At 71.3% G+C, this 19,446-nt stretch carries 19 protein-coding genes and 1 pseudogene; 11 read left to right on the forward strand and 9 right to left on the reverse strand.

From position 1 onward, the window contains the following. Positions 1 to 237: 237 nt before the first annotated feature. Together IG54_RS0118085 and IG54_RS0118090 are read left to right on the forward strand one after the other, a co-directional pair. Positions 238 to 1,335: a MerR family transcriptional regulator gene (locus IG54_RS0118085; protein ID WP_199809554.1), complete on the forward strand. Its 1,098-nt coding sequence runs from the start codon at positions 238 to 240 to the stop codon at positions 1,333 to 1,335. Next, positions 1,332 to 1,853: an AAA family ATPase gene (locus IG54_RS0118090; protein WP_030784781.1), complete on the forward strand. Its 522-nt coding sequence runs from the start codon at positions 1,332 to 1,334 to the stop codon at positions 1,851 to 1,853. The genes IG54_RS0118085 and IG54_RS0118090 overlap by 4 nt, the downstream gene beginning before the upstream one ends. A gap of 19 nt (positions 1,854 to 1,872) precedes the next feature. Here IG54_RS0118090 and rox read toward each other — a convergent pair whose 3' ends face one another. After that, on the reverse strand, positions 1,873 to 3,309 hold the full coding sequence (gene rox, locus IG54_RS0118095) for a rifampin monooxygenase (RefSeq protein ID WP_030784785.1): 1,437 nt from the start codon (positions 3,307 to 3,309) through the stop codon (positions 1,873 to 1,875). A 205-nt stretch (positions 3,310 to 3,514) separates the two neighbouring features. Here rox and IG54_RS0118100 point away from each other — a divergent pair, with 205 nt between their 5' ends. Both IG54_RS0118100 and IG54_RS0118105 read left to right on the forward strand, forming a co-directional pair. Then, complete coding sequence (locus IG54_RS0118100; protein ID WP_030784788.1) at positions 3,515 to 3,934, forward strand: helix-turn-helix transcriptional regulator; 420 nt, start codon at positions 3,515 to 3,517, stop codon at positions 3,932 to 3,934. A gap of 10 nt (positions 3,935 to 3,944) precedes the next feature. Next, the gene (locus IG54_RS0118105; RefSeq protein ID WP_030784791.1) at positions 3,945 to 4,361 is read left to right on the forward strand and encodes a VOC family protein; all 417 of its coding nucleotides are present in this window, start codon (positions 3,945 to 3,947) and stop codon (positions 4,359 to 4,361) included. On the opposite strand, the gene IG54_RS0118110 is transcribed toward IG54_RS0118105, so the two are convergent. Then, complete coding sequence (locus IG54_RS0118110) at positions 4,339 to 5,349, reverse strand: helix-turn-helix domain-containing protein (RefSeq protein WP_030784794.1); 1,011 nt, start codon at positions 5,347 to 5,349, stop codon at positions 4,339 to 4,341. The genes IG54_RS0118105 and IG54_RS0118110 overlap by 23 nt on opposite strands. 131 nt (positions 5,350 to 5,480) lie before the next feature. Between IG54_RS0118110 and IG54_RS0118115 the strand changes: the two genes are divergently transcribed. Together IG54_RS0118115 and IG54_RS0118120 are read left to right on the forward strand one after the other, a co-directional pair. Then, positions 5,481 to 6,434, forward strand: a complete 954-nt coding sequence (locus IG54_RS0118115) for an NAD(P)-dependent oxidoreductase (protein WP_078594228.1) — start codon at positions 5,481 to 5,483, stop codon at positions 6,432 to 6,434. Between the two features lie 87 nt (positions 6,435 to 6,521). After that, a complete protein-coding gene (locus IG54_RS0118120) occupies positions 6,522 to 7,997 on the forward strand; it encodes a peptidoglycan D,D-transpeptidase FtsI family protein (protein WP_030784800.1) in 1,476 nt (491 codons plus the stop codon). Here IG54_RS0118120 and IG54_RS0118125 read toward each other — a convergent pair. Next, entirely contained in the window at positions 7,972 to 10,095 is a 2,124-nt protein-coding gene (locus IG54_RS0118125; protein WP_051819607.1) for a HelD family protein, read from the reverse strand. The two genes, IG54_RS0118120 and IG54_RS0118125, sit on opposite strands and share 26 nt — an antisense overlap. Positions 10,096 to 10,176: 81 nt before the next feature. Here IG54_RS0118125 and IG54_RS0118130 point away from each other — a divergent pair, with 81 nt between their 5' ends. Beyond that, entirely contained in the window at positions 10,177 to 10,845 is a 669-nt protein-coding gene (locus IG54_RS0118130) for a TetR/AcrR family transcriptional regulator (protein WP_051819608.1), read from the forward strand. Positions 10,846 to 10,907: 62 nt separating this feature from the next. On the opposite strand, the gene IG54_RS0118135 is transcribed toward IG54_RS0118130, so the two are convergent. Then, positions 10,908 to 11,669: a TetR/AcrR family transcriptional regulator gene (locus IG54_RS0118135; protein WP_030784807.1), complete on the reverse strand. Its 762-nt coding sequence runs from the start codon at positions 11,667 to 11,669 to the stop codon at positions 10,908 to 10,910. A gap of 111 nt (positions 11,670 to 11,780) precedes the next feature. Between IG54_RS0118135 and IG54_RS38025 the strand changes: the two are divergent. Together IG54_RS38025 and IG54_RS0118145 are read left to right on the forward strand one after the other, a co-directional pair. Next, positions 11,781 to 12,833: pseudogene (locus tag IG54_RS38025) on the forward strand (ABC transporter ATP-binding protein). Continuing rightward, positions 12,820 to 13,569, forward strand: coding sequence for an ABC transporter permease (locus IG54_RS0118145; protein WP_030784811.1), 750 nt, complete (start codon positions 12,820 to 12,822; stop codon positions 13,567 to 13,569). Before IG54_RS38025 ends, IG54_RS0118145 begins: the two are co-directional and overlap by 14 nt. On the opposite strand, the gene IG54_RS0118150 is transcribed toward IG54_RS0118145, so the two are convergent. The 3 genes from IG54_RS0118150 to IG54_RS0118160 form a co-directional block, all read right to left on the reverse strand. After that, a complete protein-coding gene (locus IG54_RS0118150) occupies positions 13,566 to 14,693 on the reverse strand; it encodes an aminoglycoside phosphotransferase family protein (RefSeq protein ID WP_051819610.1) in 1,128 nt (375 codons plus the stop codon). The two genes, IG54_RS0118145 and IG54_RS0118150, sit on opposite strands and share 4 nt — an antisense overlap. An 80-nt stretch (positions 14,694 to 14,773) precedes the next feature. Further along, the gene (locus tag IG54_RS0118155) at positions 14,774 to 15,529 is read right to left on the reverse strand and encodes an HAD family hydrolase (protein ID WP_420712262.1); all 756 of its coding nucleotides are present in this window, start codon (positions 15,527 to 15,529) and stop codon (positions 14,774 to 14,776) included. Beyond that, a complete protein-coding gene (locus tag IG54_RS0118160; protein WP_030784819.1) occupies positions 15,530 to 16,432 on the reverse strand; it encodes a FadR/GntR family transcriptional regulator in 903 nt (300 codons plus the stop codon). Positions 16,433 to 16,559: 127 nt separating this feature from the next. Between IG54_RS0118160 and IG54_RS0118165 the strand changes: the two genes are divergently transcribed. After that, positions 16,560 to 16,748 (forward strand): hypothetical protein, encoded by a 189-nt coding sequence (locus IG54_RS0118165; RefSeq protein ID WP_030784821.1) that lies wholly within the window; start codon positions 16,560 to 16,562, stop codon positions 16,746 to 16,748. 43 nt (positions 16,749 to 16,791) lie between these two features. Here IG54_RS0118165 and IG54_RS0118170 read toward each other — a convergent pair whose 3' ends face one another. Further along, positions 16,792 to 17,700 carry a winged helix-turn-helix domain-containing protein gene (locus tag IG54_RS0118170; RefSeq protein ID WP_078594232.1) on the reverse strand — a complete coding sequence of 303 codons (909 nt, stop codon included), beginning with the start codon at positions 17,698 to 17,700 and terminating at the stop codon, positions 16,792 to 16,794. Between the two features lie 146 nt (positions 17,701 to 17,846). Between IG54_RS0118170 and IG54_RS0118175 the strand changes: the two genes are divergently transcribed. Further along, on the forward strand, positions 17,847 to 18,032 hold the full coding sequence (locus IG54_RS0118175; RefSeq protein ID WP_030784824.1) for a hypothetical protein: 186 nt from the start codon (positions 17,847 to 17,849) through the stop codon (positions 18,030 to 18,032). 128 nt (positions 18,033 to 18,160) lie between these two features. On the opposite strand, the gene IG54_RS0118180 is transcribed toward IG54_RS0118175, so the two are convergent. Next, positions 18,161 to 19,432, reverse strand: coding sequence for a GNAT family N-acetyltransferase (locus tag IG54_RS0118180; RefSeq protein WP_030784830.1), 1,272 nt, complete (start codon positions 19,430 to 19,432; stop codon positions 18,161 to 18,163). Positions 19,433 to 19,446: the final 14 nt, after the last annotated feature.

The raw sequence follows: 19,446 nt of genomic DNA on the forward strand, positions 1-19,446 counted from the left end.
TCGGCTCGGCGTCGACCAGCTCGCCCGCACGGTGATCCGCTGCTTGACGAGGTCGCGCAGACCTATGGCGAGAGGCTATCGAGGCAAGTGGGGCGAGCCCTTCCCCCGGACCGAACTCGAAGCCCTCAGACATCTGTGCCCGCCGCCGCAGCGATGAGCATGGTTGACCTTCACCTCGGGTGAGCCCCCAGCATCGGTGGAGCCGGGCGGTGTGCCCGGTAGGAGGAGGAGGTGGGGATGGGGTTGCTGACCATCGGGGCGTTCGCGAGGGCGGCCCGGCTGTCGCCCAAGGCGTTGCGGCTCTATGACGAGTTGGGGCTGGTGACGCCCGCTCGCGTCGACCCGGTGAGCGGCTACCGCCTCTACGCGCCCGCGCAGCTGGAACAGGCCCGCCTGGTCGCCTGGCTCCGGCGCCTGGGGATGCCGCTGAACCGCATCCAGCGAGTCTGCGCGCTGGAGCCGGGCGAGGCGGCGCGGGAGATCCGCGCGTTCTGGGCCCAGGTCGAGGCGGACACCGCCGCGCGGCGGGACCTCGCCTCCCTCCTCATCGACCATCTGTCGCGAAAGGACCCCGCCATGTCTGTGGCCACCGAACCGCTGGGCATCCGTTACGCCGCCCTCTCCGACAAGGGCCTTGTCCGTGAGAACAACCAGGACACCGCCTACGCCGGATCCCGCCTGCTCGCCGTCGCCGACGGCTACGGCAGCGCGGGGGCCCCGGCCAGCGCCGCCGCCGTCGACGCGCTGAAGCGGCTCGACACCGGAGACCTCCCGGCGGGCGGTCTCCTCGACGTCCTGGAGGACGCCGTCGAGCAGGCCAAACAGGCCGTCGACGGCGTCGCCGGGCCCGGTACGGCGCACGAGGGCGCCGGCACCACCCTCACCGCGATGCTCTGGACCGGCTCGCAGCTGGCCCTCGTCCACATCGGCGACTCGCGCGTCTACCTCCTCCGTGACGGAGAGCTGTTCCAGATCACCCACGATCACACGATGGTGCAGACGATGGTCGACGAAGGACGGCTCACCGCGGAGGAGGCCGCCTCGCACCCCCAGCGTGCGCTGCTCGTACGAGGTCTCGGCCAAGGAGCCGACGCCACCCACGACATGCGCCTTCACGACGCCCGGCCCAAAGACCGGTACCTGCTCTGCTCCGACGGCCTGTCCGCCGTCGCGCGGATCGAGGAGATCCAGCGGGTGCTCTCCGAGGTCGGGGACCCCGAGCGGGCCGTCCGTGAACTCATCGCCCTCGCCAACGGCTCCGGCGGCCCCGACAACGTCAGCTGCGTGGTCGCCGACATCGTGGAGCCGGAGCAGGCGCTAACGTCAGGCTCATGATCGTATGGCTCAACGGCACCCACGGCGCCGGCAAGACGACGACCAGCGCGCTCGTGCAGCAACTCCTTCCGGATTCACGGGTGTTCGATGCCGAGAAGGTCGGCGAGACGCTCATGGACATCACCCCGGGGCTGCCCGGGACGGACAACTTCCAGCACTGGCCGCCGTGGCGGCCGCTCGTCGTCGAGACCGCCCGGCGCGTCCTCGACTACACGGGCGGCACCCTGGTGATGCCCATGACCGTCCTGGTCGAGGCGTACTGGCGTGAGATCAGCTCGGGCCTCGCCCAACACGGCATCCCCGTACGCCACTTCGTACTCCACGCCGACCAGGACACGCTTCGCGCGCGGATCGAGGGGGATACGGTCCTCGGCCCCTCCGCGTTCCGTCTGAAGTACCTGGAGCCGTACGCCGAGGCGGCCCGGACGTGGCTGCACGCCGAGGCCGAAGTCGTCGACACCACGCATCTCACGCCCGCCCAGGCCGCCTCGCGGATCGCGGAGGCCGTCAAGAGCTGAACCCCCGCGGCCGGACGGCTCAGCCCGCCGTGGCTGTACCGAACCACGTCGGCAGATGGTCGACCAGGTCCCCCTGGTCCTTGCCGACCCACGCCACATGGCCGTCCGGCCGCAGCAGCACCGCGGGGACGTCCAGCGCCGCCAACTCCTCACCGCCGTCGACCACATGGTCGATCCGGTCCTCCCAGCCCGCGACCGAGAGGTCGCCGGTGCGGTCGAGCAGCAGGCCGCGGCCGGTGCGCATCAGCTCGTAGAGGCGGCCCCGCTCCAGCTTGAGGTCCCGCATCCGGCGGCCGAGCAGCTCGTGTCCGTCGCCGAAGTCGTAGCGGATGTCGACCGCGGTGATGATGCCGGTCACGTACCGGTTCACCTCCTCGAAGTCCATCAGCTTCGAGAACAGCTCACGCAGCGCGGTCGCGCCCGGGTCGGTCCCGAGGAGGGTGATCTGCGCGCGGGTGTTGGCGAGCACGGCGGCCCCCACCGGGTGCCGTTCGACGTGGTAGGTGTCGAGGAGCCCTTCCGGCGCCCAGCCGTTGACCGCGGCGGCCAGCTTCCAGCCGAGGTTGAACGCGTCCTGCACACCGAGGTTGAGGCCCTGTCCACCGGTCGGCGGGTGGATGTGCGCCGCGTCGCCGGCCAGCATCACCCGGCCCACGCGATAGCGCTCGGCCTGCCGCGTGGCATCCCCGAACCGGGACAGCCAGCGCGGCGAGCGCGCGCCGAAGTCCGTGCCCGCCCAGGCCCGCAGCTGCTCCTTGAACTCGTCGAGGGTCGGCGCGGCGCGGTCCTCGGACACGCCGTCCGCGGGCACGACGACGCGGTACCAGCCCTCCCCAAGAGGCTGGGCGCCGAAGCGCAGTTGGGTCTTGTTGACCTCCGCGACAGCGGCGGCGATCGCCTCCGGGTCCTCGGTCAGCTCCAGCTCGCCCAGCATCGTCTCGACCTTGGCGGGCTCGCCGGGGAAGTCGACGCCGAGCTGCTTGCGGACCACGCTGCGGCCGCCGTCACACCCTACGAGGTAGCGCGAGCGCAGCTGGGTGCCGTCCGCCAGCTCGACGCTCACCCCGTCTTCGTCCTGGCTCAGCCCCACCACTTCGACGCCGCGGCGGATCTCGGTTCCGACCGCGACGGCGTGCTCGTCGAGCAGCCGCTCGGTGACCGGCTGCGGGGCGGCGACGCCGTACGGGTGTGCGCTGTCCAGCCGTTCCGGCCACGGCTTGGCCACACCGCCGAAGAGGCCGCCGACCTGGAACTTCTCACTGGTGGCGAGGAATTGGTCCAGCAGCCCGCGCTGGTCCATCACCTCGACGCTGCGCACGTGCAGGCCCTGCCCGCGGGACTGACCGGTCTGCTCGGTCAGCTTCTCCAGCACGACCACCCGCACGCCGTGCAGCCGCAACTCGCCCGCGAGCATCAAGCCGGTCGGTCCGCCGCCGACCACGATTACGTCAATCATCACTACGCCCATTCAACGAGTTCGCCATTTATGCAGGTCCTGGCCTTGGCCGGTCATTCTGCGGCACGGCCGGGGCCTTGCCGCAAGCCCCCCAGTGCGCTATAAGTTGAGAGTGGCAAGGAGCAGAGAACCTCCTTGCCTTCGTTATGTGTGCAGCCGTGTGGGCAGGCATGCGTGCAGCCATGTGTGTAGCGTTTTCCGTGTGGTGTCCCTTCCCGACCTCGTCCGGCTGCGCCGGGCCCGCGACCGCATGGACCGTGACTACGCGCAACCGCTGGACGTCCCCGCCCTCGCGCGGGACGCCCTGATGTCCGCGGGGCACTTCTCGCGCAGCTTCCGCGCGGCCTACGGCGAGACGCCGTACAGCTATCTCATGACCCGCCGCATCGAGCGCGCCAAGGCGCTGCTGCGGCGGGGCGACCTGAGCGTGACCGAGGTGTGCATGGCGGTGGGGTGTACGTCACTGGGGTCGTTCAGCTCGCGGTTCACCGAGGTGGTCGGGGAGAGCCCGAGCGCGTACCGGGCCCGGGATCACGGCTCGGGCGCCGACGTCCCGGCCTGCCTCGCCAAGATCTACACCCGACCGGTCAGGAACGGAGAAGCGAAACCTCCCGGCGCTGCCTAGCGTGGTGGGCATGGAAATCAATCTCGCACAGTGCTTCATCGCCGTCGACGACCACGACAAGGCGCTCGCTTTCTACCGCGACGCACTCGGCCTGGAGGTGCGCAACGACGTCGGGTTCGAGGGCATGCGCTGGGTGACCGTCGGCTCGCCCACGCAAGCGGGCGTGGAGATCGTCCTCGAACCGCCGCTCGCCGACCCGAACGCCACCGAGTCCGACCGGCAGGCGATGGCCGAGCTGATGGCCAAGGGCCATCTGCGCGGGGTCATCTTCCGGACCGACGACGTCGACGCCGCGTTCGAGCGGATCCGCGCCGCGGGCGGCGAGGTCCTCCAGGAGCCGATGGACCAGCCGTACGGCGTACGCGACTGCGCCTTCCGCGATCCCGCGGGCAACATGATCCGCTTCAACCAGCCGCGGAAGAAGTAGCCCCGCCGCTGAGCGCGGGGCCGGGCCGGCGGCTGAAGAAGGACCGCCGGTAGTCCCCCGGTGACACCCCGACCTGCTTGAGGAAGTGGTGGCGGAGGTTGTTGGCCGTGCCGAGGCCGCTCAGCTCGCCCACCTTCTCCACCGGCAGGTCCGTGGACTCCAGGAGGCCCTGGGCCCGCGCCAGGCGCTGGTTGAGCAGCCACTGGAGCGGGGTCGTGCCGGTAACCGCGTGGAGGCGGCGGTAGAAGGTGCGGGGGCTCATCGCGGCCCGGCGTGCCAGGTCGTCGACGGTCAGCGGCCGGTCCAGGTGCGCGCGGGCCCATTCCAGTACCGGGCCGAGGCCCGCGTCGTCCGTCTCGGGTACGGACAGGTCGATGAACTGGGCCTGCCCGCCGGGCCGGTGGGCGGGCACCACCATCCGCCGCGCCAGTTGGTTGGCGACGTGGGCGCCCAGGTCGCGGCGGACCAGATGCAGGCAGAGGTCGATGCCGGCGGTCAGGCCCGCGCTGGTCAGGACGTCGCCTTCGTCCACGTAGAGGACGGAGTCGTCGACCGTCACCTTCGGGTAGCGGGCGGCCAGTTGGGCGGTGTGCATCCAGTGCGCGGTGGCTCTGCGGCCGTCCAGGAGGCCCGCCTCGGCGAGCGCGAAGGCTCCGGTGCACAGCGACACCATCCGGGCGCCGCCCGCGTGCGCCGCGCTCAGGGCGTCGGTGAGGCCCTGCGGCAGCGGCTCGCCTTCCTCGACGCACGCGTCCGGTACGGAGGTCACGATGACGGTGTCCGCCCCGGCGAGGCCTTCGAGCCCGTAGGGGGTGCGCAGCGCCAGCCCGAAATCGCCGTCGCCCACGGCCTGTTCGCCCGACGCGCACAAGCGCAGGTCGTACCAGTGGTCGGAGAGGTCGGGCTGCGGCTTGCCGAACACTGTGAAGGGGATGCTCAGTTCGTACAGATCCCAGGACGGGATGCCTATCTCCTCGGCCACGACCACCGCGACGGAACCAGCGCTCATGCCGTGAGCGTACGAGGGCGGGGCCTCCCGGCGCGCACTGGCAGGAATTTGGTGGGCGCCGTCACCACTGTCACTGTTTCGCGTCCGCCGCCCCTGCGAGCGTGATCCCCATGAACGCACAGCACCCGCACCCCGCACCCAGCCCCGCCGCCACCACCGCTCCCCTCCCCGCTTCCCTCCCCGCCTCCCCTCCCGTCACCGTCATCGGCCTCGGCCTCATGGGCTCCGCCCTCGCCGCCACCCTCCTGGACCGGGGCCACCCCACCACCGTCTGGAACCGCTCCCCGCAGAAGGCCAAGCCTCTCGCCGACGTCGGCGCGCACGTGGCGGCGACCCCGGAGGACGCCGTCGCCGCGAGCGGCCTCGTCCTGGTCTGCGTACTGGACTACGACGCGCTGCACGCCGTCCTCGACCCGCTGGCCGAGGCGGGCGGCCTCGCCGGGAAGTCCCTGGTCAACCTCACGTCCGGCGCTCCTGAGCAGGCCGTGGAGATGGCGGCGTGGGCCGACCGGCACGGCGCGGGCTACCTCGACGGCGGCATCATGACGACCCCGCCGGGCGTCGGGAACCCCGAGATGATGTTCCTCTACAGCGGCTCGGAGGCCGTGTTCGAGGCACACCGCCCCACCCTCGAAACGCTGGGCGACCCGCTCTACCTCGGTGCCGAACCGGGCATGGCCTCGCTGTACGACTCGGCCCTGCTCGGCCTGATGTGGGCGACGTTCACGGGCTGGCTGCACGGCACCGCGCTGGTGACCTCCGAGGGGACGACGGCCACGGACTTCACGCGGATCGCCCTGCGCTGGCTCGCCGGCGCCGTCTCCGGATTCGTGACGACGTACGCGCCCCAGGTGGACGCCGGGTGGTATCCGGGGGACGACGCCACCGTCGACGTACAGATCGCCGCGATCGACCACCTCATCCACGCCGCGCACGCGCGCGGCATCGACAACTCCCTGCCCCACCTGCTCAAGTCGACGATGGAGCGCACCGCCGCCGCGGGCCACGGCTCCGACAGCTACGCGAGCGTGATCGAGGCCCTGCGCGCCCCGAAACGCCGGTAAACTCCCGGTTCCCCTCGCGCCGCGAGGCGCGAGCGGACAGGATGGGCCGGACACGTTCATCCATCGGCGCCGGGGGGAGCCACCACCATGAACCGTCCGCTGCGGCACATCGCCCTCTTCTGCGGACTCCTCACGCTCGCCCTGCTGCTGCGGGCGAACTGGGTGCAGTTCGCGCAGAACGACAAGCTGTCCAACCACGAGAAGAACCGCCGCGTGCAGATCGAGGCCTTCTCCCACCCCCGCGGCGACATCATCGTCGGCGGCAAGTCCATCACCGGTTCGAAGAAGACATCGGGCACCGACTTCGCGTACAAGCGGACCTTCAAGGAGGGTCCGATGTACGCGCCGGTGACGGGCTACTTCTCGCAGGCCCAGGGCAGCACCTTCCTGGAGGGCGTCCACAACGGCATCCTCAGCGGCAACGACGACCGCCTCTTCATCAAGCGCACCCTGGACATGCTGACCGGCAAGAAGCAGCAGGGCGGCGACGTCATCACCACCATCGACCCCAAGGCGCAGAAGGCCGCCTACGAAGGCCTGGTGCAGCTCGACGCCAAGGGGGCGGTGGTCGCGCTCGACCCGCGCACCGGCAAGGTGCTCGCCCTGGCCAGCACCCCGTCGTACGACCCCTCGGTCTTCGCGGGCATCTCGCAGGAGGAGGGGCGCACCTTCACGCGCCTGTCCGAGCGCGCGGACAAGCCGCTCAGCAACCGCGCCCTGCGCGAGATCTACCCGCCGGGATCCACCTTCAAGATCCTCACGGCGGCCGCCGCCCTGGAGCACGGCGTGGTGACGGACATCGACGAGCCGACCGGCGCGAAAACCCCGTACAAACTCCCCCTCAGCTCCACCCGCATCGGCAACGACGTGCCCGACGCCAACTGCGACGACGTCTCGATGAAGACCGGCATGCAGTGGTCCTGCAACAACGTCTTCCTCGACATCGCGCTCAAGGTCGGCAAGGACAAGATGCGCGAGACGGCCGAGCAGTTCGGCTTCAACGAACAGCAGTTCATCCCCGTACGCGCGGTCGCCAGCAGCTATCCGGAGCAGCTGGACAAGCCGCAGACCGCCCTGACCGGCATGGGCCAGGGCAGCCTGACCAGCACCCCGCTCCAGATGGCGATGGTCACGGCGGGCCTCGCCAACAACGGCAAGGTCATGAAGCCGTACCTCGTCGAGGAGCTGCGCGGCCCCGACCTGACCACGATCGAGAAGGCCGAGCCGCACGAGCTGAACCAGGCCGTCTCCGAGGACACCGCGAAGAAGGTGCAGGAGATGATGGAGAACACCGTCGAGAAGGGCACCGCCAACAAGGCGCGGATCGACGGCGTCACGGTCGGCGGCAAGACCGGCACGGCCCAGCACGGCGCGGACGTCAACGACGAGCGCCCGTACGCCTGGTTCGTCTCCTACGCCAAGAACAGCGACGGCGAGTCACCGGTCGCGGTGGCGGTCTTCGTCGACCCGTCGAATATGAACATCCCCCGCTCGGAGATCGCGGGCGGCAAGCTGGGCGCGCCGATCGCCAAGGCCGTCATGGAGTCGGTCCTGGAGCGCTGACCAGGCCGTTCTCCGTCCAGGACGCCCACGGCAGCGGCAGGCTGTGCACCACGTCGAGCCGCGAGACGGCCCGGGTCAGCACGACGTACAGCCGGTGCGGGCCGCGCCGCTCGGCCGCCGCGATCGCGGCCGGTTCGACGGCGACGACATGGTCGTACTCCAGGCCCTTGGCGTGCGAGGCGGGCAGCACGGTCACGCGCGCGCCCAGCTCGTCGGGGCCCGCGCTCGCGATACCGGCCGCGTCCAGGGCGGCGCGCAGCGACCCGGTCTGCGCGTCGGCGGCGATGACGCCGACCGAGCCCTCCCGCCCGAGGGCGCCCCGCACGGTCTCGACGACGGCGGCCGCCACATCGCGGGTCTCCCGCACCCGCAACTCGCCGTCCGCCCGCATCGACCGGGCGGGCGGCACGTCCACGTCGAGGTGCGCGAGGAGTTGGTTGGCGAGCCCGACGATGGCCTTCGGCACACGGAACCCCGTGGTCAGCGGGGTCACCGTGGCGTCCGGCCTGCCGAGGTGACCGAGCAGGTCGCGCCAACTGCGGGCCGCCCAGGGCGTGGTGGCCTGCGCGAGATCGCCGAGAACGGTCAGCGAACCGAAGCCGGCGCGGCGCGCGATGGCCCGGCACTCCATCGGCGACAGGTCCTGAGCCTCGTCGACGACGATGTGCCCATACCCCTCGGGCCGCTCCAGCATCCCCTCCACCTCGTCCATCAGCACCAGATCGGCGGGGCTCCACCGGGCGGACTTGTACGAGTGCGGAGCCCTGTCCCACACGATCGCCCGCTGCTCCTCGGCCCCGAGGACCCCCTCGGCGGCGGCGGCGAGCACACCCCGATCACCGAGCACCTCCGCGAGCACCTCATCGGCCCTGACCCTGGGCCAGACCTGCTCGACGAGGGCACTCACCGGACGGGACCGGCCGGTCTTCTGCACCCAGGTGTTACTACGCGGCCCGGACCGCCGCTCGGCCTGCTCCTGGACGGCCCGCACGACCCGGCTCCGCACCCGCTCGCGCCCCACGGCGTACGGCGGCTCCTCGCCCCGCACGCTCTCGACGATCCGCTCCAGCTCCTCGCGCGGCACCCGCCAGCGGTACGACCCGTCCGGTACCGCGAGGGGCCCGGCGGGTGCCCGGACGCGGGAGTAGAGCGCGCGGCGCAGGACCTCGGCCATCCGGGCGTCGTGCTTGACCAGCGCGGCCGCCTCGTCATCCTCGGCGCGCACCGGATGCCGCCCCACCTCGTCCAGCACGGTGGACTGCCGTACGCCCGTCTCGCCGAGGGAGGGCAGCACCTCGGCGATATAGCGCAGGAAGGTGCGGTTGGGCCCGAGGATCAGCAGCCCGGAACGCTGTACGCGCTGGGGGTGGGTGTAGAGGAGATACGCGGCGCGGTGCAGCCCGACGGCCGTCTTGCCGGTGCCGGGCGCGCCCTGCACACAGATGGAGGCGGTGAGTTCACCGCGTACGAGGTCGTCCTGTTCCGGCTGGATGGTGGCGGCGATGTCCCGCATGGGGCCGACGCGGGGCCGCTCGATCTCCCCGGCGACGATGCGGCTGCCTTCCTGTCCCTGGGGGGACTCGCTTCCGGCGGCATCGGCGTCGGCGTCGGCGTCGGCCAGGTGTTCGTCCTCCATGCCGGTGAGGTCGGCGGAGTCGCCCTTGCTGCCGGGCGCCCAGCCGAACCGGCGACGGACGGCGACGCCCCGCGGGTCACGGGCGCCGGCCTGGTAGAAGGCGCGGGAGACGGGCGCGCGCCAGTCGACGACCAGGGGCGGCGCGGAGGGATGTTCGGTGACGCGCAGCCGCCCGATGTAGTAGCGCTGGCCGCGATGGTCACCGGCTTCCACGGCGTGGGGCCCGTCGGCGGCGAAGTCGAGGCGGCCGAAGAAGAGGGGCGCATCGGGCAGCTCGCGGAGGGCCTTGGCGTGGCTGCGGAACTGGTAGCCGAGCACTTCCGCGTCCGCACCGGACGCGGACACGTCCGCCCCTCCGGCCACTTGTTCCTGGGCGCCTTCGACCATGCCGGTCAGGGCGGCGCGGCAGGCGTCGTGATAGCTGCGTTCGAGGGCGAGGGGCGAGGGGTCTGGCGCTTGCATACGCCCACATTAATGTAACCGAGTTAAATTCGATACCGAGTTACATTCGTAACCGAGTAAGCAACCTCATAGACTCCCTCCATGACCGAAGCGAAGCCCCCCGCCGCATCCCCCGCCCCACCCCCCGAACCAGGCCTGCGGACCCGCAAGAAGCAGCAGCGGTACACCACGATCTCCGAGGCGGCGATCGCGCTCTTCCTGGAGCGGGGCTTCGAGAAGGTGTCGGTCGCGGAGGTGGCCGCCGCGGCGGAGATCTCCAAGCCGACGCTCTTCCGGTACTTCTCGACCAAGGAGGACCTGGTCCTGCACCGGTTCGCCGACCACGAGGACGAGGCGGCCCGCGTGGTCGCCGGCCGCCCGGCCAGGCGGGCCGCGCTGGACGCGCTGCAACGGCACTTCCTGGACGGCCTCGAACGCCGCGACCCCGTGACCGGCCTCTGCGACGCCCCCGCGGTCCTCGCCTTCCACCAACTCCTCTACGAAACGCCGTCGTTGGTGGCCCGCCTGCACGGTTATCAGAGCCGCTCCGAACAGGCGTTGGCCGAGGCGCTGACCGCCGCGCACGGCGGCGACCGCCTGGAGGCGCGGCTCGCCGCAGGACAGATCGTGGCCGTGCAGCGGATCCTCGCGGAGGAGAACTGGCGCCGGGTCACCTCGGGCGAGACCGCGGACGAGGCCTGGCCCGACGCGGTCACTTCGGCCAACAGGGCGTTCTCCCAACTCCGCTCAGGCCTCACGCGCTACGCGTAGCCTCCACGCCGAGCCCGGCTCAGGCCTCCACCCCGAGCCCACCCCAGGCCGCCCCGCCCCCTTTAGCCCGACCCCTCCACCAACACCGCCACCCCGTCCAACACCCGGCCGAGCCCGAACTCGAACTCCGTGTCGTCCTCGTCCGCCACCTCCAGCACCCCCGCCCCCAACAGCCGTCGCACCCCGGGAAACCGCCCGGGATCCGCCGCGGTGAGCGCGTCCACCGTGCGGGCGTACCGCCGCATGACCTCGTCCGGCGCGGCCCCCCGCGCCCGCATCGCCGCCTCCAGGTCGGCCATGAGGGAGACCTCGTTGCGGACGTAGCCGCCGACCAGCAGCATCACGGAGATCTTCCGGCCGTCGTCGAGGCCGCTGCCGTCGAGGACCTCAAGGCCCCGCTCCATCCAGTCGAGGCCGTGCGGCGAGGCGGGCGGCGAGGAGATGGGGATGCGCAGCAGCCACAGGTTCCGCCGGAAGACGGCACGCTGCTCACGCGCCCACCATTCGAGACCGGCCCGCCAGCCGCCCGCGGTGGCCGGCCGCCGCGGAGGGGCGCCCATCGCCGTGTCCTGCATCAGGACGTACAGATCGTCCTTGGCGGAGACGTACCGGTAGAGGGACATGGTCGAGACGCCGAGTTCCTTGGCGAGGCGCCCCATGGAGACCGCGTCGAGCCCCTCGGCGGCCGCGACCCGGATGCCCGTCTCGACGATGCGCTCCAGGCTGAGGCCGGGCCTCGGCCCCTTGGAGGGCCGCTCCCGCAGCCCCCAGGCCGTTTCGAGCCCGACGGACAGCCCCGTCCCCTCGCTCCTGCCGGCCGTCACGCGCCACCCCTCTCCGCTCACCCGCTCCTGAACGCACACCTCAGGCGCGCTTGACGCACATCTCACCCGCTCTTGACGCACATCGTAGTTCTGCGTAACCCTTAAGCAGTAATGCGTATGCCTTACGCAGTAACCAGAGGAGATGCCCTCATGCCCGCCATCGAGGCCACCGGCCTGCACAAGTCCTACGGGCCCGTCCACGTCCTGCGCGGACTCGACCTGCACGTCCCGCCGGGCACGGTCTTCGCGCTGCTCGGCCCGAACGGCGCGGGCAAGACGACGGCCGTCCGCATCCTCGCCACGCTCACCGAGCCCGACGCGGGGACCGCGCGGATCGCGGGCCACGACATCCGCACGCACCGCCGCGAGGTGCGCCGTGCCCTCAGCCTGACCGGCCAGTTCGCGGCGGTGGACGAGAAGCAGACCGGCGCGGAGAACCTCCGCATGATGGCGCGGCTCGCCGGGCTCTCCCGCCCCGCGGCCCGCGCCCGCGCCACCGCGCTGCTCGCCCGCTTCCACCTCACGGACGCCGCCGACCGCCTCGTCGCCACGTACTCCGGAGGCATGCGCCGCCGCGTGGACCTGGCGGCGGGCCTCGTCGGCGACCCCGAGGTGATCTTCCTGGACGAGCCGACGACGGGCCTCGACCCGCGCAGCCGCAAGGAGATGTGGGACGTGGTCCGCGAACTGACGGACCGGGGCACGACGGTCTTCCTCACCACGCAGTACCTGGAGGAGGCCGACCAGCTCGCCGACCGCATCGCGGTCCTGCACGAGGGCCAGGTGGTGGCGGAGGGCACGGCGGCCGCGCTCAAGTCCCGCGTGGCGGGCCACCGCCTGGACCTCACCCTCACTTCCCGGGAGGCCTACCTACGCCTGACGGCCCAGGCCCCCGCCCCCACGAGCGCGAAGACCACGGCGGCACCGGCGGCGACACACCACTCCCCCTAGACCCTCACCCTCGGCTTCCCCACGGACGGCTCCGCCCACCACGTACGCGCCCTCCTCGACGAACTTGACCCCCACCACACCGAGATCGGGAACTTCGTCCTTCGCGGCGCCACGCTGGACGACGTCTTCCTGACCCTGACCCGGCCGAAGAACGCGCCCGCCACCCACCAGGACCGCACCCAGAACCAGGACCCCGCCCATGCCCACGTCTGACGCCCTCATCATGTCCGGCCGCTGCCTGCGTCTGAGCCGCCGCACCACGGACGCGCTGATCACGGCCCTCGCCATGCCGGTGATGCTGCTCCTGATCTTCGTGTACTTCTTCGGCGGCGCGATCGACACCGGCACGCGGTACGTGACGTACGTCGTCCCCGGCGTGCTGCTCCTCTGCGCCGGCTTCGGCTCCTGGAACACGGCCGTCGCCGTGACGGAGGACCTCAAGGGCGGCATCATCGACCGGTTCCGCTCGATGGACATCGGCGGCACGCCCATCCTGGCGGGCCACGTCCTCGCCTCCACGGTCCGCAACCTCGTCGCGACGACGCTCGTCCTCGCCCTGGCCTTCGCCATCGGTTTCCGCCCGTCGGCGACCCCGGCGGGCTGGCTGGCCGCGCTCGCCGTGCTGATCGCCTTCATCGTGGCCCTGTCCTGGCTCTCGGCGGCGGTGGGCATGCTGGCCGGGTCCGCCGAGGCGGCGGGCGGCTTCACCTTCTTCGTGAGCTTCCTGCCCTACCCCAGCAGCGCCTTCGTCCCCACGGACACGATGCCCTCCTGGCTCCGCGCCTTCGCCGACCACCAACCGGTCACCCCGGTCATCGAATCCCTCCGCGGCCTCCTCCTCGACCAGCCGGTGGGCAACACCCCCTGGCTGGCCCTGGCCTGGTGCGGGGGCATCCTCATCCTCGCGGTGGCCCTGTCGGCGTTCCTGTTCGGGAAGCGCACCCGCTAGGCGCCGAACGGACCCGCGTACCAGTCCCGCAGGGCCCGCTCCGCCAGCCGCGCGTCCGGCACCTCGGCCAGCTTCAGCGGTTCGGCGGCGCGCCGCAGGGCCCGGCAGACCCGCGCGGAGGCGAGCGCGTAGTCCGCGTCGTCCGGGCCACCGGCCGACGCGGTCAGGTCGAGCGCGGCCCGCATGATGTCGGGGAACACGGACTGGGCGTACTCGAAGTCCAGATAGACCGGCAGATCGGCGGCCATGCCCTCGGTCATGTCCCGGTGGCCCGCCCGGTCCATCGCCTCGGCCCACAGCTCCTGCATCCGGCTCTGCTCGTCCTTCTCGTACTCCATGCGTACGAGATGAGTGGCGAGGTCGTGCAGCGGGTCGCCGTACATGGCCAGCTCCCAGTCGATGACCGCCATGTGACGGCGGTCGACGACGATGTTGCCGCGGTGGACGTCGGTGTGGAGGAGACCGAAGGGGCGGGGCGTCAGGCGCCGGTGGGCCGGGTCGGCGCGGAAGGCGGTCATGACGTCGGGGTGGACGCCCACGGCGTCGAAGAGGCTTTCGAAGCGCCACCGGTTGGGCCGGTGTACCTGGTTCTCGGTGAAGCCGATCAGCCAGTCGAGGAACTCCTGGCTCCGCCCCGGCTCGGGCCAGCCGTCGGGCCTGGGCGGCAGCTCCTTCTCGGGCACGGACGCGGCCCTGGCGAAGAACTCGGCGAGGGAGCGCATCATCGCCTCCCCGACGGGCCCCTCGGGCTGGACCTCGGACAGCGCCTGCCCCGCCCGGTAGGAGTGCAGCGACCAGTCCCCGAAGTCCCGGAAGCAGCGCGGGACTTCCTTGAGCCGCCGGCTCACCACCGTGAGCAGCTCCGTCTCGCTGGGCCAGATGCGCGGCACCACCTCCACGGCCTCGCGCGGCATCCGGCATTTGACCCGGGCCCGGAACGGCATCGTGATCAGCAGCACGGCCAGGGGCCAGCTCAGCGGCACGACGTAGTTGATGTTGTGGTGACCCGCCACGACCTCGCGGTCCGGATGGTCCCTGTGCGAGTCGGCGAGACGTCGGATCCACGACTCGCGGCGACCGCTCTTCGGCGCCTCGTGGGGGAAGCGAGGCGGAGGTGACGGCATGAGCGCAGAGCGTAGCCCACCGAACCGTTCCTGCTGGCTCGCCTGTCGCGGTCCTGTCAGCATCTCCCGTCGCGGTTCTGTCAGCATCTCCCGTCGCGCACACAGCGCAGGACCGGCTCCAGGGACGACACGAGGTGCGTCCCGCCGGCGCCGCGCAGCAGTCCGGCCTTGCGCGGGTTGCGCGCGAAGCCCAGGAAGCCCACGCCCGCCCGTCGTGCCGCCAGGAAGTCCGAGGGCCTGTCGCCGATCATCAGGGCCGCCGCGGGGTCGGCGCCCATGGCGCGCAGGGCGCGGTGCACGCAGTGGGGGTGGGGCTTGAGCAGGCCGAGATCCTGGGTGCGGCCGTAGATGTGCGGGGCGAAGCACTCCAGGAGGCCGCGGGAGGCCAGGTAGGTGCGCACGGCGGCCGGGGCGTTGTTGGTGGTCACGGCCAGCCGGACACCGACGGCCGTCCAGGTGCGGATCAGCGGATCGACGTGCGCGGTGGGCCAGGCGTTCGCCACGGCCTTCAGCTCCTGCTGGGTGAGCCACGCCTCCAGCTCCTCCACCAGCTCGCCGCGGGGGCTGCGGCGGTCGACGGCGCGCAGCAGCACGTAGGGGTCGGGCTCCCGCCGCTCGTCCGTGGTGAGCAGGTCGCGCAGGCCCCACCCCTCCAGACGCCGCACCATTTCCCTCGCCACGTCCTCGGCCAGGAGTCCGGCGAAGAGGTCGCACATGGGACCGTCGAAGTCGAAGAGCACGAAACGAACAGGGCCGATCAGATCGCGGAGCCTTTCGGTCTCCTCGTCGAGCATCTCGGGCCACACCGTGTCGGATTGTGTCGGGTCAGAGGTCACCTAAGAGAGTGTCAGGTCAGTTGTGATGGTTGCCCATAGGGCGTCGAACCACTTCTGCGACTCGTCGACGAACGTGGTGTCGCGGGTGCCGTGCCCGGACTTCTCGAAGGAGAAGAGGGGCACCTTGACGCCCGGCACGTCGTAGAGGTCCAGCATCTCCCCGTCGCCGTCCGGGTCCATTTCGAGCTGCGCGGGCCCCAGCGTGTAGTACGCGAGGAGCGCCTCCCGGCCGTTGAGCAGGTACAGCTTCACCGGCGTGGTGAACGGCAGCGCGCGGAACGTGACGTCGACGTCGATGCCGTGCGAGGACCGCAGCGCGCGCAGGTTGTGCCGCAGCACCTGCCCCTGCGCGTTCCGCTGAGCGAGCCAGCGCTGGTGGAGCCGCTCCCTGCTCTCCGCGTCGCCCGCGATCGGCACCGGGAACGCCAGCTGGATATCGCTGCTCGGCAGCAGGATGCGCACCTTGATCGACTCGGGGCGGATGCGGCCCTCGTGGATCAGGCGGACCGGCTCGCCGAGGGCGACCATCAGGGTCTCGGCGGTGTAGGACACGACGTCGATCCGTACCTCCGTCGCCGCGAACGCCTCCGCGAGGCGGGGCGCGAGGACGACCATGGACGGCTGCGGGCCCCGGCTCGCGGGGGCCGGGCCCGCCTCGGCGACGCGGGGCGGGCTGCCCTTGCTGACGTTGGTCAGGAGGCCTTCGCTCTGGAGCTTCCGCATCGCCTGGCGCACGGCACCGCGCTCCACACCGAACTCCTCGGCCAGCTCCGCCTGGGTCGGCAGGCGGTCCCCCGCCCGCAGCTCACCCGCCCGGATGCGACCACGTACGGCGTCGGCGATGTCCTGGGACGAGAGCTTCCTGTTGCCGTTCACTGCAACATTCTCCTGGGTCACGGCCAAACGATACAACTGACCGCCATCTCAGGGCAGTTGATGGGAGTTGTTTATTCCGTCGGACCAAGTGGGGACAACTAAAGCAGAGTTGGTTGCCAACTTGGTCAAGATGGTAGAAGGGGGAACCACCATCATGCCCGTCATAGCCCTCCTCACAGCCCTGGTCGCCGTCACCGTCGAACAGCTCGTGCAGTGGAAGTACGGCCCGATGGGCATCGCCGGTCTCCTCCTGCTGACCATCGGCCTCAAGGCGAGGAACCACACGTGCAGCTCCATCGGCGCCGCGGTCCTCGCCCTGATGGTGACCGGCCCGGCGCTATGACCGGCCCGGCACTGCATCCGGCCCGGCACTGTGACCGCGGCGGTCAGCCCGACGCCAGCCTCAGATCCTGACTGATCGTGTTCCACAGGGCGTTGAACCACAGGTGGGACTGCTCCACGAACGTCGTGTCACGCAACCCGTCCCCTTGTTGGAACGGGAAGAGCATCGACCGCGTGCCCTGCGCGTCGTACATCTCCAGGGACTCCTGGCCGATCTCCTCGTCCCGCTTGGTGAGTGTGTAGTAGGCGAAGAGCGCCTCCGTGCCGTTGATCAGGTACAGCTTCACCGGCGGGGTGAACGGCAGCGCGCGGAACTGCACCGATACGTCGATCCCGTGCGAGGCCCGCAGCGCCAGGAGGTTGTGCCGCAGCACCTGCCCCTGGGCGTTGCGCTGGTCGAGCCAGCGGCGGTGCACCCAGCCGCCCTCCTCGTCGCCGCCGTCGACCGGCGCGGGGAACGCCAGATCGATGTCACGGCTCGGCAGCAGCACCCGGACGTCGACCTTGGCCGGTTTACGCCGCCCGGCGTGGATCTGCCGCAGCGGTTCGCCGATCGCCATGGTGAGGGAGACGGAGGTGAGGCAGAGGGCGTCTATCTCCACGTGGGGGGCCTCGAAGGCCGACGCGATGCGGGGCGCGAGGCCGACCATCGTGGGCTGGGGGCGCGCGGACGCCGCCCCGTCGTGCGCCCGCTCCGGGGCTTTCGCCACCGTGGCGGGGCTGCCCTTGGACACGTTGGACAGAAGGTGCTCACGGTGCAGGATCCGCAGCGCCTCACGTACGGCACCGCGCTCCACGCCGAACTCGTCGGCCAGCTCGGCCTGGGTCGGCATGCGCTGGCCCGGCCGCAGCGACCCGGACCTGATCCGGTCACGCAGCACGTCGGCCACCTCGCGGTGGGAACGACGCCTCTTGCTCCCGTTGACGGGGGCGTGTTCCGTACTCACAACCAAACAGTACAACTTCGCGCCATCTTACGGGAGTTGCAGGAAAGGTGGTTATGAGTCGACTCCCAGCGGAGATAAGTCAGTTGAAGTTGGTAGCCAACTTTGGCGACATGGTCAGGCCCTTCCGGGTTGGCCACCAAGGAGGGAACATCATGCCGCTCATCGCCATCGTCGTCGCCGCCCTCGCCATCGCTTTGGAGCAACTCGTCCAGTGGAAGTACGGCCCGCTGGGCATCGTCGCCCTCGTCCTGCTCACCGTGGGGGTCAAGGCCAGGAACACCAAGATCGGCGGGGTCGGGGCAGCTCTTCTCGTCCTGCTCCTCGCCCAGTCGGGCTGACGGCCCGGCTGCACGGACCCGGCCGGCCGGGCTCCCATCCGGAGGGGAGCCGGGAGTCCGACCGACCGGCGGAAAACCGAGCCCCGGCTCCCGGCTACGGGGGAGCCGGGGCTCACACACGCCCCACCTCAGAAGAGGTCCTGGCACCACGGACGCCGGGCCGTGGCGAACAGGGCGTCGGCGACCGCCGCCGCCCCGGCCCGCTCCTCCGCCGCCCGCCCCAGCGCCACCAGCCGCGCCACGGACTCGTCCCCGAGCCACAGCCGCCCCAACTCCGCTATGTCCAGGGCGAGATCGGGCTCCGCCCCCGTCGGCGAGCACACCGCCCCGCCGTCCGGCGCCGCCTCCAGCCGGTAGCGCCCGCCCGCGAGCCCCGCCGCGTCGGTGACCTCCAGGACGAGCGTGCCCGCCCCGCTGTAGGTCCGCGCCTCCAGGGCCCGTACGACATCCAGGATCCGCACCCACAGCCAGTCCGCGTGCCCGGTCACGCGGGCCGCGCGCGGGTCCGGCAGGAGGTGCGGGAGCAGGTCGTCGGGGGCCAGCCACCCGCTCTTCACCGTGACGACCTTGTCGACCGAACAGACGTAGTGCCACAGGGCACGCTCGGCGGCCGGCGTGACGGCGGTCATCGAGCGCACGGTCGCGGTGTTCCGCGGCAGCAGGGAGTCGCCCCACTCGTCATGCGTCGTCTCGTACACGAGCAGACCGTCGACGCGCCCCGACGGGTCGCGGTAAAGGGCGTAGAACGGCTCGTCCCACGGGAATTCGGGGGTCACCTGCTGCCCGGTGCTCCGCAGCCACCAGTGCTCGTCGCGGGTGATGGCGCCGTGCCGCACGGCCCTGAACCGCTCGTGCAGCTCGGGGCCGACCTTGCGTACGTCGTCGCCGTCGACCAGGTCGATACGGGCACCGGCCTCCTCAGGACCCGACCAGCGCGGGTCGAGCCCCGAGCGCGTCACGTCGACCGTCCACTCGGTGACCGAGGTCGCGGGCCCGAAGCCGAACCGGCCGTAGATCGCGTACTCGGCGGCGATGAGCGTGGCGACGACGTCACCGCGCTCCTTCGCCGCCGCCAGGTCGGCGGTCATCATGCGGGTGAGGATGCCGCGGCGCCGGTGCGTTGGGGAGACGGTCACGGCGGAGACGGCGTGGGCGGCGACGGGCGCGCCGCCCACCGCGGTCAGCTCCTGCGGGAAGGACCGGTAGGTGCCCACACAGCGGCCGCGGTCGAAGGCGCCCCGCATGCCCCCGATGTCACCGCGAGCGCGTATGTTCGCCACGGCCTCGTCCGACATGCCGGCCCGCGCCTGGAGGAACCCCGCCTGCACGGCCCTCAGCCAGGCGGGCAACTCGGCGTCGGTGATGGCCCTTACCTCGACATCGCCCTCAACATCACTCATGCGCCCACGCTAGG

The sequence above is a fragment of the Streptomyces sp. NRRL S-920 genome (assembly GCF_000717945.1).
Lineage (GTDB): Bacteria > Actinomycetota > Actinomycetes > Streptomycetales > Streptomycetaceae > Streptomyces > Streptomyces alboniger.

Excerpts from the sequence above, each read along its gene's own strand:
- IG54_RS0118165 (WP_030784821.1), top strand. The coding sequence starts at position 16,560 with ATGCCCGTCATAGCCCTCCTCACAGCCCTGGTCGCCGTCACCGTCGAA.
- IG54_RS0118090 (WP_030784781.1), top strand. The coding sequence starts at position 1,332 with ATGATCGTATGGCTCAACGGCACCCACGGCGCCGGCAAGACGACGACC.
- IG54_RS0118120 (WP_030784800.1), top strand. The coding sequence starts at position 6,522 with ATGAACCGTCCGCTGCGGCACATCGCCCTCTTCTGCGGACTCCTCACG.
- IG54_RS0118125 (WP_051819607.1), bottom strand. The coding sequence starts at position 10,095 with ATGCAAGCGCCAGACCCCTCGCCCCTCGCCCTCGAACGCAGCTATCAC.
- IG54_RS0118145 (WP_030784811.1), top strand. The coding sequence starts at position 12,820 with ATGCCCACGTCTGACGCCCTCATCATGTCCGGCCGCTGCCTGCGTCTG.
- IG54_RS0118115 (WP_078594228.1), top strand. The coding sequence starts at position 5,481 with ATGAACGCACAGCACCCGCACCCCGCACCCAGCCCCGCCGCCACCACC.
- IG54_RS0118180 (WP_030784830.1), bottom strand. The coding sequence starts at position 19,432 with ATGAGTGATGTTGAGGGCGATGTCGAGGTAAGGGCCATCACCGACGCC.
- IG54_RS0118150 (WP_051819610.1), bottom strand. The coding sequence starts at position 14,693 with ATGCCGTCACCTCCGCCTCGCTTCCCCCACGAGGCGCCGAAGAGCGGT.
- IG54_RS0118130 (WP_051819608.1), top strand. The coding sequence starts at position 10,177 with ATGACCGAAGCGAAGCCCCCCGCCGCATCCCCCGCCCCACCCCCCGAA.
- rox (WP_030784785.1), bottom strand. The coding sequence starts at position 3,309 with ATGATTGACGTAATCGTGGTCGGCGGCGGACCGACCGGCTTGATGCTC.
- IG54_RS0118105 (WP_030784791.1), top strand. The coding sequence starts at position 3,945 with ATGGAAATCAATCTCGCACAGTGCTTCATCGCCGTCGACGACCACGAC.
- IG54_RS0118085 (WP_199809554.1), top strand. The coding sequence starts at position 238 with ATGGGGTTGCTGACCATCGGGGCGTTCGCGAGGGCGGCCCGGCTGTCG.
- IG54_RS0118175 (WP_030784824.1), top strand. The coding sequence starts at position 17,847 with ATGCCGCTCATCGCCATCGTCGTCGCCGCCCTCGCCATCGCTTTGGAG.